The following is a 15,283-nucleotide window of genomic DNA, read 5'->3' on the forward strand; positions in this document are numbered from 1 at the left end:
TCGGATGGACGAGACGTCTCGTCTCGCCTATGCTCTCCGTCATGACCAGCCGCTCGCACATCGCCATGTTCTCCACCGCCAACCACGGCCACGTGAACCCCAGTCTGGAAGTGATCCGGGAACTCGTCGCGCGCGGGCACCGGGTCACCTACGCCATCCCGCCCCTGTTCGCCGAGAAGGTCGCCGAGACCGGGGCGGAGCCGAAACTCTGGAACTCCGCGCTGCCCGGACCTGACGACGACCCGTCGGCCTGGGGCTCCGAGCTCCTCGACCACGTGGAGCTCTTCCTCGCCGACGCGATGCAGGCCCTGCCCCAGCTCGTCGAGGCCTACGACGGCGACGAACCGGATCTCGTCCTGCACGACATCACCGCCTACCCGGCCCGCGTCCTCGCCCACCGCTGGGGCGTCCCGGCGATCTCCCTCTCGCCGAACCTCGTCGCCTGGGAGGGGTACGAGGAGGAGGTCGCCGAGCCCATGTGGGCCGGGCCCAGGAGCACCGAACGGGGGCAGACCTACTACGCCCGTTTCGAGGGGTGGTTGGAGGAGAACGGCGTCGCACTGCACCCGGACGCCTTCGTCGGCCGACCCGACCGCTCCCTCGTCCTGATCCCCAAGGCCCTCCAGCCCCACGCCGACCGGGTCGACGAGCGGGTGTACACCTTCGTCGGCGCCTGCCAGGGCGACCGCGCCGCGCAGGGGGAGTGGCGGCGGCCGGCCACGGCCGAGAAGGTGGTCCTGGTCTCCCTGGGCTCCTCCTTCACCAAGCGGCCGGACTTCTACCGGGAGTGCCTGCGGGCCTTCGGCGACCTTCCCGGCTGGCACCTCGTGCTCCAGATCGGCACGCACGTGGATCCGGCCGAGCTGGGGACCGTACCGGCCAACGTCGAAGTACGGTCCTGGGTGCCGCAGTTGGCGATCCTCAGGCAGGCCGACCTGTTCGTGACCCACGCCGGGGCGGGCGGCAGCCAGGAGGGACTCGCGACCGCCACGCCGATGATCGCCGTACCGCAGGCCGTGGACCAGTTCGGCAACGCCGACATGCTCAGCGGGCTCGGGGTCGCCCGGCGCATCGACACGGAGGACGAGACCGCCGAGGCGCTGCGGGAGGCCGCCCTCGCGCTCGTCGACGATCCCGAAGTCGCCCGGCGACTCAAGGAGGTTCAGGCGGAGATGGCCCAGGAGGGCGGCACCCGCCGGGCCGCCGACCTGATCGAGGCCGAACTGGCCGCGCGCCGCGCATGAGTGAGGGCCCGTTGGCACCCCGGTCGCCAACGGGCCCTCGGTATCAGGGGGTTCAGTCCCGTGGGGGAGGGCTCAGACCCGCACCCGCTCACCCTCGTCGTCCCGGGCCGCGGGGGCCGCCACGGCGTCCGCGGTCTCGTCGTGGGTGAGGTCCGGCAGCCAGTGCAGCCACTTCGGCAGGTACCAGTTGCGCTCACCGAGCAGCGCCATGACCGCCGGGAGCAGCACACCCCGGATGATGGTCGCGTCGATGAGCACCGCGGCCGCCAGGCCCACGCCCATCTGCTTCATGGACTGCATGGACAGCGTCCCGAAGATCGCGAACACGGCGACCATGATGACGGCGGCGCTGGTGACGACACCGGCCGTGGTGACCACCCCGTGCTGGATCGCGTCCTTCGTCGTACGGCCCCGCAGGCGCGCCTCGCGGATCCGCGAGACCACGAACACGTGGTAGTCCATCGACAGGCCGAACAGGATCACGAAGAGGAACAGCGGCAGCCAGGTGATGATGGCACCGACGCCCTCCGCGCCCACCAGGGACGCGCCCCAGCCGTGCTGGAAGACCGCGACGAGGATGCCGTAGGCGGCGCCCACCGACAGCAGGTTGAGCACGATCGAGGTGATCGCGACGGTCAGCGAGCGGAACGACAGCAGCATCAGCACGAAGGCGAAGACCACGACGAACGCGAACACCGGCACGACCGCTCCGGTCAGCTGGTCGTTGAAGTCCTTGGACCCGGCGACCTGACCGGTGATAGGTGCCTCGAGACCGTCGACCTTGCCGAGGGTGGCCGGACGCACCTCGTCGCGCAGCTTGTCCAGGCTCTGACCGGCCTTGTCGAAGTCGGAACCGCCCACCAGCGGGACGTACACGAAGGCGAGGTTCTGCGCGTCGTGCAGCTTGATCTCGACCGGGCCGCGCGAGGCGCCCGAGGAGATCGCCCGCGCCTTGAAGTCGGCCAGCGCGGCGGTGACCTCGGGGGCGTTGATGTCGTCGGCCTTGACGACCACCTCGGCCGGCTCGGAGCCGCCGGGGAAGGAGTCGTTGACCCGGTTGTACGTCTGCACGATCGGCAGCGAGTCGCCGAACTCCTGGTCCAGGGTGAGGTTCTGGGTCTTCATGCCGAGCGCGGGCGCGGCGATCGCGAGCAGGGCACCGGCCGCGACCACGACCGAGACGACCGGCTTGGCGAGGACGCCCTTCAGCACGGCGGTCCAGAACCGGCTCTCCCGGTTCCCGGCCCGCTTGCGGCGCAGCCGGCTCTCCGGGTGCAGCCAGGGGATCTTGCCCTTCTCGACGCGCTCGCCGAGCAGCGAGAGCAGCGCGGGCAGCACGGTCACGGAACCGACCATGGCGACCGCCACCACCATCAGCGAGGCCAGGCCCATCGCCTCGAACTCGGCGAGCCCGGTGAACAGCATCCCGGCCATCGCCACGCACACCGTGACACCCGAGACGATGATCGCGCGGCCACTGGTGGCGGCGGCGATCCTCAGGGCCGTCTGCGAGTCCCGCCCGGCCTGCCGCTCCTCGCGCTCGCGGCGCAGATAGAACAGGCAGTAGTCGACGCCCACGGCCAGACCGACCAGCAGCATCACCGAGTTGGCGGTGTCGCTCATCGGCATCACATGGCTGACGATGCCCATCAGGCCCATCGTCGCCATGATCGCGCTGACCGCCAGCAGCACCGGCAGCAGCGCCGCGACCAGCGCGCCGAAGGCGATGAGCAGGATGCCGAGGGCCACCGGCACCGCGGAGAGCTCGGCCTTCTCGAAGTCGTCGCCGAACGCGTCGTCGAACGTCTTCATCATGCTCGCGCCGCCGATCTCCTCGATCCGCAGCGACTCGTGCTCCTTCTGCACCCCCTCGACGGCCTTCAGCACCGGCTCGACCCGCTCGCCCGCGGTGTCCGCCTCGCCGCGCATGTCGAACTGCACGAGGGCGCTGCGGCCGTCCTTCGAGATCGTCCCGGTGTCGTACGGCGAGGTCACGTCCGTGACCTTGCCGGTGCCCTCGACCGCCTTCATCACCGCGGCGACGGCGGTCCTGAAGTCGGCGTCGGTCGCCTTGCCGCCGGCGTCCCTGGCCTGGATGAGAACCGTCTCACTGGCCGGCTCGTCGATCCCGGCGTCCTCGATGATCTTCGCGGCGGTGTGGGTCTCGCCCTTCAGCTGGTCGCTGTCCTTGACGTCGACCCGGCCTGCCGCCGAGCCGAGTCCCATCGCCAGGACGACGAACAGCACCCAGATCCCGACGGCAGCCCATCGGTGCCGTGCGCTCCAGCCGCCGGCCCGGGCGGCCAGGCCCCGCACCTTCGTGTCTCCGTTCTCCATGACGGGCTTGCCCCCTAGGAAGCGGTGGCAGCCCCCTGCCGCCACCTTTCGCTTCGAAGGTATGAGCTGGATAAACCCTTCTCGTCGTGCTCTCCGGTGAAGTGCGGGGACCGCCGGCTCCTCCCAAGGGACCGCGCAGCCTCCGTACTGGGGAGGATCGTGACCCTTACATCTAACGGGCCTTGTGCGGGGCGGTGATCGGGGTCGGCGCGAGGCCCGTCCTAGGGTGTGCGCATGACGACCACGTATGCGGCGCTGCTGCGCGGAATCAACGTCGGGGGCAGCAGGAAGGTCCCCATGGCCGACCTGCGCACGCTGATGGAAGGCCTCGGCCACGTCGGGGTGCGCAGTCATCTCCAGAGCGGCCAGGCCGTGTTCACCGCCGACCACGGTGACGAGGAGTCCCTGGCCGCGGAGCTCGCGGGCGCGATCGAGGAACGGTTCGGCTTCGCGGTGGACGTGATCGTCCGCGACCACACCTATCTGAGGGCCGTCGCCGAGAACTGCCCCTTCCCGGCCGCCGAGCTGGAGGCCAAGCAGCTTCACGTCACGTACTTCTCCGCACCGGTCGACGAGGACCGCTACGCCGAGATCGACCGCGCCGCGTACCTCCCCGAGGAGTTCCGCCTGGGCGACCGTGCCCTGTACCTCTACGTCCCGGACGGCCTCGGCCGCTCCAAGCTCGCCGAACACCTTTCCAAGCCACGCCTGAACAAGGGCGTGATCGCCACCAGCCGGAACTGGAACACGGTCGTGAAGCTGGTGGAGATGACCGGTGCGTGACGCCGGCTCCGCCGTGGAGGCGGCTGTCGCGGGGGAGTCACGGCTCCTCGACCCCGAGGTGCGGGCCTCGCCGGAGCTGGTGGGAGCGCTGCTGCACCCCGAGTTCCACGAGTTCGGGGCGTCCGGGCGACACTGGGACCGGGCATCGATCATCGCCGCCCTCGCCGGGATCACGGACCAGGAGGCGGGACCGATCGTGCCGTCCGGCATGAAGGGCGTCGAACTCGCGCCCGGCCTCGTCCACCTCACCTTCGACACGGAGCACAACGGCAGCCGGGCCCACCGCAGTTCCCTGTGGCGGCTCACAGCCAACGGCTGGCTGCTGTACTTCCACCAGGCGACGCCGTACGGGGGGTGACCGGTCGGACGGTGGAGAAAGGCCACCGCGCCGACATGCGCCCAGGCCGCTGTGCGAGGCTCCTCTTATGCGCTACATCATCATCGGGGCAGGGGCGGTCGGTGGGGCCGTCGGCGGGCGGCTCGCTCAGGCCGGGTTCGAGGTCGTGCTGGTCGCGCGCGGGGCGCAGTACGCGGCGCTCAAAGACGGGGGACTGCGGTTGCGGGTGCCGGACGGGGAGTTCACGTACCGGCTGCCGGTCGTGGACGGGCCGGCCGAACTCGGCACCCTACGCGCCGACGACGTGCTCGTCCTCGCCGTGAAGACCCAGGACACCGAGGCCGCCCTGGCCGCCTGGGGCCCGGCCCCGGTGGAGGGCGGCGGCACGGCGGCCGGCCGGCTGCCGCTGCTGTGCGCGCAGAACGGCGTGGAGGGCCAGCGGATCGCCCTGCGCCGGTTCCGGCACGTGTACGGCGTCTGCGTGTGGCTGCCCGCCACCTACGTGGTGCCCGGGGTCGTCTCCGCCGCGGGCAGTCCGCTCACCGGCATCCTGCACCTGGGCGGGTATCCGCGGGGCACGGACGAGACCCTCCGGCTGATCGCCGCCGACCTGGAGAAGGCCAGGTTCGAGGCGCCGGTCGTGCCGGACCTGGCCCGCTGGCAGTACGCCAAACTGCTGGCCAACCTCGCCAACGCGGTCGAGGCCGTCACCGGTCCCGTCGAGGGCGAGGCGGCCCTTCAGTTCGTGAAGCGGGTCCGGGCGGAGGGCGTGGCCGTCCTCGACGCCGCCGGGATCGCGCACACGAGTGCCGAGGAACAGCACGCGCGACGCGGCGACAAGGTCACCCTGCTGCCCCTGGACGACGCCCCACGCGGCGGCGGCTCCTCCTGGCAGTCCCTGACCCGCGGCACCGGCACCGTCGAGGCCGACTACCTCAACGGCGAGATCACCCTCCTCGGCCGCCTCCACGGCGTCCCGACCCCCCTGAACGAACTCCTCCAGCACCTCGCCAACACCTTCGCCCGCGAACACCGGGAGGCAGGATCGATGCCCCTGGCCGAGCTGGTCCGGCTGGCCGACGAGGCCGAGGCCGCCGTAGCGGCGTAAGAACCCCTCACGCACTCACGGACAGCCGCAGCGCCCTCGCCGACGCGGCGTCGTACCGCCTGAGCAGCACCCGCGCCACCTCCGGCGCGGGGCCCAGCACCTCGGCCAGCACGTCCGCGTCCGCCGCGCCCCGCGCGATGCGGTCCGGGAGGAAGCCGGGAGCCAGGACGTACGGCGCCACGGCCACCCGCGCGCAGCCCAGCGCCCGCAGTTCCCGCACCGCGTCCTCGGTGCGGGGCAGGGCCGCGGAGGCGAACGCAGGCCGCACGGCGCACCAACCGGTGTGCCGCCACTCCCGCGCGATGTCAGCGATCACTGCGATCGCCTCCGGGTCGGTGGACCCCGCCGAGGCCAGCACGACCCCGGTCGAGGACTTGTCGGCGGGCGTCAACCCCGCCTCGTACAACCGGCGTTCGAGCGCCGACAGGAGCAGCGGGGACGGACCCAGGACCTCCGCCTGCCGGATCCGCAGCTGCGGCGGCGCCTCCCGCAGCACGGCCGGGATGTCCGCCTTCGCGTGGAACGCCCGCGTGAGCAGCAGGGGCAGCGCTACGACGTCCCGGACGCCCTCCGCCGCCAGCGACTCCAACACCCCCTGCACGGAAGGGATGTTGAAGTCGAGGAAGCCGGTCTCCACCCGCACGCCGGGGCGCAGCGAGCGCACCCGGCGGACGAGGGCGTGCACCGTCGCGGCGTGCCGCGGATCACGGCTGCCGTGGGCGATGACGAGGAGAACCGGCTTCATGGGATCAGCTCTTCACCAGCAGACCGCGGCTGCGCAGCACCCACCGCTCCAGCGGACTGAAGATCAGCAGGTCGATCGCGATACCGACGAACAGGATGAGCAGGATCGCCTCGAACACCATGGCCATGTCGCTGTTGGTGCGGCCGTTCTCCAGCAACTGGCCCAGGCCCACGCCCAGATCGGGGAACTGGGCGATGATCTCCGCGGCCATCAGCGAGCGCCAGGAGAACGCCCAGCCCTGCTTCAGACCCGCCACATAGCCGGGCAGCGCGGCCGGCAGGGTGACGTGCCAGATGCCCTTGACGCCGGTGGCCCCCATCGTGCGGCCGGCCCTGAGGAACAGCGGCGGCACCTGGTCGACGCCGGACACCAGGCCGTTGGCGATGGAGGGGACGGCGCCGAGCAGGATCACCGCGTACATCATGGAGTTGTTCAGCCCCAGCCAGATCACGGCCGGCGGCACCCACGCCACCGACGGCAGCGACTGGAGGCCGGACAGGATCGGGCCGATGGCCGCCCGGACGAACTTCACCCGGGCCACGATCAGGCCCAGCGGGGTGCCGATGAGCAGGGCGAAGAAGAAGCCCAGCAGACCGCGCGAGACGCTGGTCCAGATGTAGCCGAGCAGGTCGCCCGCGAGCCAGGCGTCCTTGAAGGTGGCACCCACGGCCGACGGCGAGGGCAGCTTGGAGGGGTCGTCGACCACCGGGTAGAGCAGGGTCCACACGACCAGGACCAGCGCGAGCGCGATGACCGGCGGCAGGACCTTGCCGACGAGGGTCTGACGCAGGGTGGGTCGGCCGGTGGCCTGGGTCTCCAGCGCGTCGAGGCCCGCTTCTACGCTCCCGGCCTCCTGGGCCGGTGTCGTGTCAGTGCTGGCCATGACGGCGGATCTCCCCACGCAGTTCTTCGGTGATCTCACGGGCCAGTTCGGCCACGGGCGCGTCCTCGATGCGACGCGGCTGCGGAATGTCGACCGTCCACTCTCGGGCGATCCGGCCCGGGCGGGAGGACAGCAGGATCACCCGCTGGGCGAGCCGTACCGCCTCGCGCACGTTGTGCGTGACGAACAGGACGGACACGCCGGTCTCCGCCCAGATCCGGGTGATCTCGTCGTGCAGCACGTCCCGGGTGATGGCGTCGAGGGCCGCGAACGGCTCGTCCATCAGCAGCAGGTTGCTCTCCTGCGCGAGCGCGCGGGCCAGGGCGACCCGCTGGCGCATACCGCCGGACAGCTCGTGCACGCGCTTGCCGTACGCGCCCTTCAGACGGACCAGTTCGAGCAGTTCCTCGGCCTTGGTACGCCGGTCGGGCTTGGCGACTCCCCTGAGTTTCAGGGCGAGTTCGATGTTCTTGCCCGCGGTCAGCCACGGGAAGAGGGCGTGCTCCTGGAACATCAGGGCGGGGCGGCCGTCCGTCGTGATGGACCCGGCGGTCGGGCCGTCGAGCCCGGCCACCAGGTTCAGCAGCGTGGACTTGCCGCAGCCCGAGGCCCCCAGGAGGGTGACGAACTCACCCGGCGCGACATCGATGCTGATGTCGTCCAGGACGAGCTGCTGTCCACCCGGTCCCGCGAAGGACTTCGAGACGTGATCCAGGCGTGCCGCGTACTCGACGGACTCGTCGGCCTTGGCGAGCGTGGTGGTCGTGGCCATGGTCGTCACCTCCTGGGAACTCTTCGGGGACCTGGGTCAGCTGGTGCCGAGACCGGCGGCGTCGACCGTGGGCTCACCGTCGGCCTTGAGGACCTTGTTGAGGATCGTGAGGTCGTAGATCCCGCTCAGGTTCGGCTTCTTCAGCAGACCGGCCTTGACCGCGTGCTCCGCCTCGGTGTTGAGGGTGGCGGCCAGCGGGTCGTTGGTGAACTGGATCGACTTCCAGGCCGGGTCCAGGACCTCGGGCTTGAGCGCCTTGCCGGAGTCCGCCTCCAACTGCTTGTTGGCCGCCGCCTTCGCCGCGTCCGGGTTGGCGTTGATCCACTTGTTGGCCTCGACGGACGCCTTCAGGACGGCCTCGACCGCCTTCGGGTGCTCCTTGAGGAAGTCCTGGCGCACGATGATGTTCGTGATCACGAACTTCTTGTCCGGCCACAGCGACGCCTCGTCGAGCAGCACCTTGCCGCCCTCGGCGACCAGCTTGGACGCGGTCGGCTCCGGCACCCACGCGCCGTCGATGGAACCGGCCTTGTAGGCGTCCGGCGTGATCTTGTTGTCGGTGCGGACGACGGTGACGTCACCCTTGCCGCTCTGCGCGTCCACCTTCCAGCCCTGGTCGGCGATCCAGTTGAGGAACGCCACGTCCTGCGTGTTGCCGAGCTGCGGCGTCGCGATCTTCTTGCCCTTGACGTCCTTCAGGGACTTGATCTTGTCGGGGTTGACGACCAGCTTCACACCGCCGGACGCGGAACCGCCGATGATCTTCAGGCTCTTGCCGCCCGACTTGACGTAGCCGTTGATCGACGGGGACGGGCCGATCCAGCCGATGTCGATCGACTTGGCGTTGAGGGCCTCGATCTCGGACGGGCCGGCGTTGAAGGTCGCGTACGACGCCTTGGTGGCGCCCAGCTCCTTCTGGAAGAAGCCCTTGTTCACACCGACGAGCGCGGTGCCGTGGGTGAGGTTGCCGAAGTAGCCGATCTTGACGGAGTCGAGCCCGTCGATCTTCTTGGCGCCGGCGGCGACCTTGGCGGTGTCGGTGTCCTTGGAGTCGGAGCCGTAGCCGCAAGCGGCGAGGGTGAGCAGCGGGAGCGCGGCGATGACCGCGAAGGAGCGGCGAAGAGCGGATGAAGCAGGCACGGGAGGTGTTCCTCTCGGAGGCCCGGCGGTCACGGTCTCTCAGGTCGTGGCCGGGAGGTCGGCAGGTTTGCGTCTACGGCTGTGGGGGGACGGGGCGCGCAAGCGGTGCGCGTACGTCAACGCACACATCGCGCCACCCCGCCCTGCCCGCTGCCGAGCGCGCCGCTGCCTACGCGGCCGCCCTCCTTCGCGAACGTGGAGTAGTAGTCGGTGGAGGTCATGTCAGAAGTCCCACCCGTCGTCCTCGGCCTCGTCCTTGACGGGCTCCGGGGACGCGAACGACTCGCCGACCATGCCCGCGGTGAGCGTGGTGCCGTCGTGCGGGTCGATGAGGATGAACGAACCGGTGCGCCGCGAGTCGGAGTAGGAGTCGACGGGCAGCGGCTCGGCGGTACGGATCTTCACCCGGCCGATGTCGTTGGCGACGAGCTGTCCCGGGTGCGGGTGCAGGGACAGATCGTCGAGCGTGAGCCGGGACGGGATGTCCTTCACGATCGCCTTGACCGTGCGGGTGCCGTGCTTGAGCAGCACCCGGTGTCCGACCGTCAGCGGGGCGTCGGCCACATGGCAGACGGTCGCCTCGATGTCCTGGGTGGTCGGCGGGGCGTCCTTGCTGGGCACCAGCAGGTCGCCGCGCGAGATGTCGATGTCGTCCTCCAGGAGGATCGTCACCGACTGGGTCGTCCAGGCCACGTCGACCGGCTCGCCCAGCAGGTCGATCCCGGCGATCTTCGTGGACCGGCCCGAGGGCAGCACGGTGACCTGCTCACCGACCCGGAAGGAACCGGCGGCGATCTGACCGGCATAGCCCCGGTAGTCGGGGTGCTCGGCGGTCTGCGGCCGGATCACGTACTGCACGGGAAGACGGGCGTGGCAGTGGCTCAGGTCGTGGGTGACCGGGACCGTCTCCAGGTGCTCCAGGACGGTCGGGCCGCCGTACCAGTCCATGTTCGCGGACGGCTCCACCACGTTGTCCCCGGCCAGCGCCGAGATGGGGATCGCGGTGATCTCCGGGACGCCCAGCTCGGTCGCGTACGCCGTGAACTCCTCGGCGATGGCGGCGAAGACGGACTCCTGGTAGTCGACCAGGTCCATCTTGTTGACGGCGAGGACGACGTGCGGCACCCGCAGCAGCGCCGCGAGGGCCGCGTGGCGGCGGGTCTGCTCCACGACGCCGTTGCGGGCGTCGATCAGGATCACCGTCAGCTCGGCCGTGGAGGCACCCGTCACCATGTTGCGGGTGTACTGCACATGGCCGGGGGTGTCGGCGAGGATGAACCGGCGCCGGGGGGTGGCGAAGTAGCGGTAGGCCACGTCGATGGTGATCCCCTGCTCGCGCTCGGCGCGCAGCCCGTCCGTCAGCAGCGCCAGGTCGGGCGCTTCCTGACCCCGGCTCAAAGAAGCCCGCTCCACGGCCTCCAGCTGGTCCGTGAGAACCGACTTGGAGTCGTGCAGCAGCCGTCCGACCAGGGTGGACTTGCCGTCGTCGACGGAGCCCGCGGTCGCGAACCGCAGCAGGGTCGTCTCCGAGAGCACCTCGGAAGTGGTCGTGCTCATCTCTAGAAGTACCCCTCGCGCTTACGGTCTTCCATCGCGGCCTCGGACATCTTGTCGTCGGCGCGGGTGGCACCCCGCTCGGTCAGCCGGGACGCGGCGATCTCGGTGATGACCTGCTCCAGCGTCACCGCGTCCGAGTCGACCGCGCCCGTGCAGGACATGTCCCCGACGGTCCGGTAGCGCACGAGCCGCTTCTCGACGGTCTCGCCGTCCTTGGGGCCGCCCCACTCACCGGCGGTCAGCCACATACCGCTGCGCGAGAAGACCTCGCGCTCGTGGGCGAAGTAGATCTCCGGCAGTTCGATCTCCTCGCGGGCGATGTACTGCCACACGTCCAGCTCGGTCCAGTTGGACAGCGGGAAGACACGGACGTGCTCGCCGGGCGCGTGCCGGCCGTTGTACAGGTTCCACAGCTCGGGGCGCTGACGGCGCGGGTCCCACTGGGAGAACTCGTCCCGCAGCGAGAACACCCGCTCCTTGGCGCGGGCCTTCTCCTCGTCCCGGCGGCCGCCGCCGAAGACGGCGTCGAACTTCTCCGCCTGGATCTTCTCCGTGAGCGGCAGCGTCTGGAGCGGGTTGCGGGTCCCGTCCGGACGCTCCTTCAGCACACCGCGGTCGATGTAGTCCTGGACGGAGGCCACATGGAGGCGCAGCCCATGGGCGGCCACCACACGGTCGCGGTACTCAAGGACCTCGGGGAAGTTGTGTCCCGTGTCCACATGCAGCAGCGAGAAGGGGATCGCCGCGGGGGCGAACGCCTTCAGCGCCAGGTGCAGCATGACGATGGAGTCCTTGCCGCCGGAGAACAGGATCACCGGCCGCTCGAACTCGCCCGCCACCTCACGGAAGATGTGCACCGCCTCGGACTCCAGCGCGTCCAGGTGGGAGAGGGCGTACGGGGCGTCCGTACCGTCCTGCACCGTCGCAACGGTCGTCGTCATGCCAGTCCCCTCTCGGTGAGCAGCGCGTGGACCGCGGCGGCGGACTCCTGGACGGTCTGGTCCTGCGACTCGATCCGCAGATCGGGCGACTCGGGCTCCTCGTAGGGGTCGTCGACCCCGGTCAGCCCGGACAGCTCACCCGCCGCCTGCTTGGCGTACAGACCCTTCACATCGCGTACGGAGCACACCTCGACCGGGGTCGCCACGTGCACCTCGATGTAGGCGGCGCCGCTCTCCTGGTGCCGCTTGCGGACCGCCTCACGGCTGTCGGCGTAGGGCGCGATGACCGGGACCAGCGCCTTGACGCCGTTGCGGGCGAGCAGTTCGGCGACGAAGCCGATGCGCTGCACGTTGGTGTGCCGGTCCTCGCGGCTGAAGCCGAGGCCCGCGGAGATGAACTCGCGGATCTCGTCGCCGTCGAGCACCTCGACGAGGTGGCCCTCCTCGCGCAGCCGGCCGGCCAGCTCGTACGCGATGGTGGTCTTGCCGGCACTCGGCAGACCCGTGAGCCAGACGGTGGCTCCGGTCGTCACGTGCAACTCCTTGTCGGTGGCGGTCATCCGTGCAGCCCGCACTCGGTCTTGGCGCGCCCGGCCCAGCGGCCGGCGCGCGCGTCCTCGCCCTCCAGGACACGGCGGGTGCAGGGGGCGCAGCCGACGGACGCGTAGCCGTCCATCAGCAGGGGGTTGGTGAGCACACCGTGCTCCTGGACGTACGCGTCCACGTCGTCCTGGGTCCAGCGGGCGATGGGGGAGACCTTGACCTTCTGCCGCTTCTCGTCCCAGCCGACGACCGGGGTGTTCGCCCGGGTCGGGGACTCGTCGCGGCGCAGTCCGGTCGCCCAGGCCACGTAGTCCTTCAGGCCCCGCTCCAGCGGCTCGACCTTGCGCAGCTTGCAGCACAGGTCGGGGTCGCGGTCGTGCAGCTTGGGGCCGTACTCGGCGTCCTGCTCGGCGACGGTCTGGCGCGGGGTGAGGGTGATGACGTTGACGTCCATCACGGCCTCGACCGCGTCCCGGGTGCCGATGGTCTCCTCGAAGTGGTAGCCGGTGTCGAGGAAGACGACGTCCACGCCCTTCCTCGCGCGGGACGCGAGATGGGCGACCACCGCGTCCTCCATGGAGGAGGTCACGCAGAAGCGCTCGCCGAAGGTGTCGACCGCCCACTGGAGGATCTCCAGCGCGGAGGCGTCCTCCAGGTCGCGGCCCGCCTGCTCGGCGAGGGCCTTGAGGTCGTCGGTCGTGCGCTCTTCCCGAAGCGCGGTCATATCTGGTCTCCCCCTGCGTCGTTGGGCTGGAGGCCCCGGGCGAGCAGCCCGAGGAACTTCAGCTGGAATGCGCGGTTGCAGGCCGCGCATTCCCAGGCGCCGTGGCCCTGCTCGCTCGGACGCAGGTCCTCGTCGCCGCAGTAGGGGCAGTAGAAGGGGGCGGCCCGCTCGCTCACGACAGGGCCTCCTCGGAGGCGCGGGAGGCCCAGGCGGCGAACCGCTCGCCGTCCTCGCGCTCGGCCTGGAACCGCTTCAGGACCCGCTCGACGTAGTCGGGCAGCTCCTCGGCGGTGACCTTCAGGCCACGCACCTTGCGGCCGAACCCGGCCTCCAGACCCAACGCGCCACCGAGGTGCACCTGGTAGCCCTCGACCTGCTCGCCCCTGTCGTTGAGGACCAGCTGCCCCTTGAGACCGATGTCCGCGACCTGGATACGGGCGCAGGCGTTCGGGCAGCCGTTGAGGTTGATGGTGAGCGGCTCGTCGAACTCCGGGATCCGGCGCTCCAGTTCGTCGATCAGCGAGGCGCCGCGCGCCTTGGTCTCGACGATGGCGAGCTTGCAGTACTCGATGCCGGTGCAGGCCATGGTGCCGCGCCGGAAGGACGAGGGCTTCGCCGTGAGGTCGAGCGCCTCCAGGGCCTCGACCAGCGGCTGGACCTGGGCCTCCTCGACATCGAGGACGATCATCTTCTGCTCGACGGTGGTCCGGACCCGGCCCGAGCCGTGGGCCTCGGCGGCCTCGGCGATCTTTGTCAGCGTGGTGCCGTCGATCCGGCCGACGCGCGGGGCGAAACCGACGTAGTAGCGGCCGTCCTTCTGCTTGTGCACACCGACGTGGTCGCGCCAGCGGCCCGAGGGCTCGGCGGGCGCGGGACCGTCGACCAGCTTGCGCTTCAGGTAGTCGTCCTCCAGGACCTGGCGGAACTTCTCCGGGCCCCAGTCGGCGACGAGGAACTTCAGCCGGGCGCGGGTGCGCAGCCGCCGGTAGCCCCAGTCGCGGAAGATGCCGACCACGCCGGCCCACACCTCGGGCACTTCCGCCAACGGCACCCAGGCGCCGAGCCGGACGCCGAGCTTGGGGTTGGTGGACAGGCCGCCGCCGACCCACAGGTCGAAGCCGGGGCCGTGCTCGGGGTGCTCGACCCCGACGAAGGCGATGTCGTTGATCTCGTGGACCACGTCAAGAAGGGGGGAGCCGGAGATCGCCGTCTTGAACTTGCGCGGCAGGTTGGAGAACTCCTTGCTGCCGATGTACCGCTCGTGGATCTCGTCGATGGCGGACGTGCCGTCGATGATCTCGTCCTCGGCGATGCCCGCGACCGGCGAACCGATGATCACGCGCGGGGTGTCACCGCAGGCCTCGGTCGTGGACAGACCGACCGCCTCCAGGCGGTTCCAGATCTCCGGGACGTCCTCGATGCGGATCCAGTGCAGCTGGATGTTCTGCCGGTCGGTGACGTCCGCGCTGCCGCGCGCGAACTCCTCGGAGATCTCGCCGATCACGCGCAGCTGCTGGGTGGTGAGGCGTCCGCCGTCGATCCGCACCCGCAGCATGAAGTACTTGTCGTCCAGCTCCTCCGGCTCCAGGATCGCGGTCTTGCCGCCGTCGATCCCGGGCCTGCGCTGGGTGTACAGCCCCCACCAGCGCATACGCCCGCGCAGGTCGTTGGGGTCGATCGAGTCGAAGCCGCGCTTCGAGTAGATCGTCTCAATGCGTGTCCGCACATTGAGACCGTCGTCGTCCTTCTTGAACTGCTCGTTGCCGTTGAGCGGGGTGTGGTGCCCCGCGGCCCACTGACCCTCACCGCGGTGACGGCTCACCTTGCGGCGGGGCGCTGCGGCGGCAGGGTTCTGCGGGGTGGCGGCCATGGTTGTTACGTCCTTCGGGACAGGCGGAAAGCGGCTCTTACCTGCGCGTACGGGCGCATGGGTATATCTGCGCGGCGTTGCGCGGGGAGGAGAACGAGGGGGGGTACCGGGTGACGCTGCGGCTCGTCAGCGCACCGGACAGATGGCGCTGGACATGCGGCCGAGGTCGACGTGCCGCCGACTCACCAAGGCAATTCCAGTTCCAGACATGACGGAAGCGTGTCACGGCGATCTGGACACAGTCCAGCTTTATCCGCCATGTGGACACCCTTGTCTCGTCAGGTGAGACAAGGGTGTCG

The 15,283-nt window shown here is 70.2% G+C and carries 15 protein-coding genes and 1 pseudogene; 4 read left to right on the plus strand and 12 right to left on the minus strand.

Translation table 11 applies throughout. The features are described from left to right. Positions 1 to 4 precede the first annotated feature (4 nt). Positions 5 to 1,244, plus strand: a pseudogene (gene mgt, locus ACFULQ_RS10435) (macrolide-inactivating glycosyltransferase). 72 nt (positions 1,245 to 1,316) lie between these two features. Here the strand turns inward: mgt and ACFULQ_RS10440 are convergent. Next, positions 1,317 to 3,581, minus strand: a complete 2,265-nt coding sequence (locus tag ACFULQ_RS10440) for an MMPL family transporter (RefSeq protein WP_383540936.1) — start codon at positions 3,579 to 3,581, stop codon at positions 1,317 to 1,319. Between the two features lie 234 nt (positions 3,582 to 3,815). On the opposite strand from ACFULQ_RS10440, the gene ACFULQ_RS10445 reads away from it, so the two are divergent. The 3 genes from ACFULQ_RS10445 (at position 3,816) to ACFULQ_RS10455 (ending at position 5,809) form a co-directional block, all read left to right on the plus strand. After that, on the plus strand, positions 3,816 to 4,364 hold the full coding sequence (locus ACFULQ_RS10445; RefSeq protein ID WP_383540939.1) for a DUF1697 domain-containing protein: 549 nt from the start codon (positions 3,816 to 3,818) through the stop codon (positions 4,362 to 4,364). Next, a complete protein-coding gene (locus ACFULQ_RS10450) occupies positions 4,357 to 4,722 on the plus strand; it encodes a DUF4440 domain-containing protein (RefSeq protein ID WP_383540941.1) in 366 nt (121 codons plus the stop codon). Before ACFULQ_RS10445 ends, ACFULQ_RS10450 begins: the two co-directional genes overlap by 8 nt. 67 nt (positions 4,723 to 4,789) lie before the next feature. Then, the gene (locus tag ACFULQ_RS10455; protein WP_383540944.1) at positions 4,790 to 5,809 is read left to right on the plus strand and encodes a ketopantoate reductase family protein; all 1,020 of its coding nucleotides are present in this window, start codon (positions 4,790 to 4,792) and stop codon (positions 5,807 to 5,809) included. Between the two features lie 7 nt (positions 5,810 to 5,816). Here ACFULQ_RS10455 and ACFULQ_RS10460 read toward each other — a convergent pair whose 3' ends face one another. The 11 genes from ACFULQ_RS10460 to ACFULQ_RS10510 form a co-directional block, all read right to left on the minus strand. Beyond that, positions 5,817 to 6,554, minus strand: coding sequence for a sirohydrochlorin chelatase (locus ACFULQ_RS10460; RefSeq protein WP_383540946.1), 738 nt, complete (start codon positions 6,552 to 6,554; stop codon positions 5,817 to 5,819). 4 nt (positions 6,555 to 6,558) lie between these two features. Then, positions 6,559 to 7,437 (minus strand): ABC transporter permease, encoded by an 879-nt coding sequence (locus ACFULQ_RS10465; protein ID WP_383540949.1) that lies wholly within the window; start codon positions 7,435 to 7,437, stop codon positions 6,559 to 6,561. Then, on the minus strand, positions 7,424 to 8,209 hold the full coding sequence (locus ACFULQ_RS10470) for an ABC transporter ATP-binding protein (protein ID WP_383540952.1): 786 nt from the start codon (positions 8,207 to 8,209) through the stop codon (positions 7,424 to 7,426). Before ACFULQ_RS10470 ends, ACFULQ_RS10465 begins: the two co-directional genes overlap by 14 nt. A gap of 36 nt (positions 8,210 to 8,245) precedes the next feature. Continuing rightward, on the minus strand, positions 8,246 to 9,349 hold the full coding sequence (locus ACFULQ_RS10475; protein WP_383540955.1) for an aliphatic sulfonate ABC transporter substrate-binding protein: 1,104 nt from the start codon (positions 9,347 to 9,349) through the stop codon (positions 8,246 to 8,248). A gap of 222 nt (positions 9,350 to 9,571) precedes the next feature. Continuing rightward, complete coding sequence (locus ACFULQ_RS10480) at positions 9,572 to 10,906, minus strand: sulfate adenylyltransferase subunit 1 (RefSeq protein WP_383540958.1); 1,335 nt, start codon at positions 10,904 to 10,906, stop codon at positions 9,572 to 9,574. Between the two features lie 2 nt (positions 10,907 to 10,908). Next, the gene (cysD, locus tag ACFULQ_RS10485) at positions 10,909 to 11,847 is read right to left on the minus strand and encodes a sulfate adenylyltransferase subunit CysD (protein WP_383540961.1); all 939 of its coding nucleotides are present in this window, start codon (positions 11,845 to 11,847) and stop codon (positions 10,909 to 10,911) included. After that, positions 11,844 to 12,380, minus strand: a complete 537-nt coding sequence (cysC, locus tag ACFULQ_RS10490; RefSeq protein WP_383540965.1) for an adenylyl-sulfate kinase — start codon at positions 12,378 to 12,380, stop codon at positions 11,844 to 11,846. The genes cysD and cysC overlap by 4 nt, the downstream gene beginning before the upstream one ends. A 23-nt stretch (positions 12,381 to 12,403) precedes the next feature. Next, on the minus strand, positions 12,404 to 13,114 hold the full coding sequence (locus ACFULQ_RS10495; RefSeq protein WP_383540968.1) for a phosphoadenylyl-sulfate reductase: 711 nt from the start codon (positions 13,112 to 13,114) through the stop codon (positions 12,404 to 12,406). Further along, positions 13,111 to 13,290 carry a hypothetical protein gene (locus tag ACFULQ_RS10500; RefSeq protein WP_381336399.1) on the minus strand — a complete coding sequence of 60 codons (180 nt, stop codon included), beginning with the start codon at positions 13,288 to 13,290 and terminating at the stop codon, positions 13,111 to 13,113. Before ACFULQ_RS10500 ends, ACFULQ_RS10495 begins: the two co-directional genes overlap by 4 nt. Beyond that, positions 13,287 to 14,984 carry a nitrite/sulfite reductase gene (locus tag ACFULQ_RS10505; protein WP_383540972.1) on the minus strand — a complete coding sequence of 566 codons (1,698 nt, stop codon included), beginning with the start codon at positions 14,982 to 14,984 and terminating at the stop codon, positions 13,287 to 13,289. Before ACFULQ_RS10505 ends, ACFULQ_RS10500 begins: the two co-directional genes overlap by 4 nt. A gap of 126 nt (positions 14,985 to 15,110) precedes the next feature. Continuing rightward, on the minus strand, positions 15,111 to 15,194 hold the full coding sequence (locus tag ACFULQ_RS10510) for a putative leader peptide (RefSeq protein WP_349817346.1): 84 nt from the start codon (positions 15,192 to 15,194) through the stop codon (positions 15,111 to 15,113). Positions 15,195 to 15,283: the final 89 nt, after the last annotated feature.

The organism is Streptomyces sp. NPDC057253 (assembly GCF_042669125.1).
Taxonomy (GTDB): Bacteria; Actinomycetota; Actinomycetes; order Streptomycetales; family Streptomycetaceae; genus Streptomyces.

Excerpts from the sequence above, each read along its gene's own strand:
- ACFULQ_RS10440 (WP_383540936.1), bottom strand. The coding sequence starts at position 3,581 with ATGGAGAACGGAGACACGAAGGTGCGGGGCCTGGCCGCCCGGGCCGGC.
- ACFULQ_RS10445 (WP_383540939.1), top strand. The coding sequence starts at position 3,816 with ATGACGACCACGTATGCGGCGCTGCTGCGCGGAATCAACGTCGGGGGC.
- ACFULQ_RS10455 (WP_383540944.1), top strand. The coding sequence starts at position 4,790 with ATGCGCTACATCATCATCGGGGCAGGGGCGGTCGGTGGGGCCGTCGGC.
- ACFULQ_RS10460 (WP_383540946.1), bottom strand. The coding sequence starts at position 6,554 with ATGAAGCCGGTTCTCCTCGTCATCGCCCACGGCAGCCGTGATCCGCGG.
- ACFULQ_RS10465 (WP_383540949.1), bottom strand. The coding sequence starts at position 7,437 with ATGGCCAGCACTGACACGACACCGGCCCAGGAGGCCGGGAGCGTAGAA.
- ACFULQ_RS10470 (WP_383540952.1), bottom strand. The coding sequence starts at position 8,209 with ATGGCCACGACCACCACGCTCGCCAAGGCCGACGAGTCCGTCGAGTAC.
- ACFULQ_RS10480 (WP_383540958.1), bottom strand. The coding sequence starts at position 10,906 with ATGAGCACGACCACTTCCGAGGTGCTCTCGGAGACGACCCTGCTGCGG.
- cysD (WP_383540961.1), bottom strand. The coding sequence starts at position 11,847 with ATGACGACGACCGTTGCGACGGTGCAGGACGGTACGGACGCCCCGTAC.
- ACFULQ_RS10495 (WP_383540968.1), bottom strand. The coding sequence starts at position 13,114 with ATGACCGCGCTTCGGGAAGAGCGCACGACCGACGACCTCAAGGCCCTC.
- ACFULQ_RS10505 (WP_383540972.1), bottom strand. The coding sequence starts at position 14,984 with ATGGCCGCCACCCCGCAGAACCCTGCCGCCGCAGCGCCCCGCCGCAAG.
- ACFULQ_RS10510 (WP_349817346.1), bottom strand. The coding sequence starts at position 15,194 with ATGTCTGGAACTGGAATTGCCTTGGTGAGTCGGCGGCACGTCGACCTC.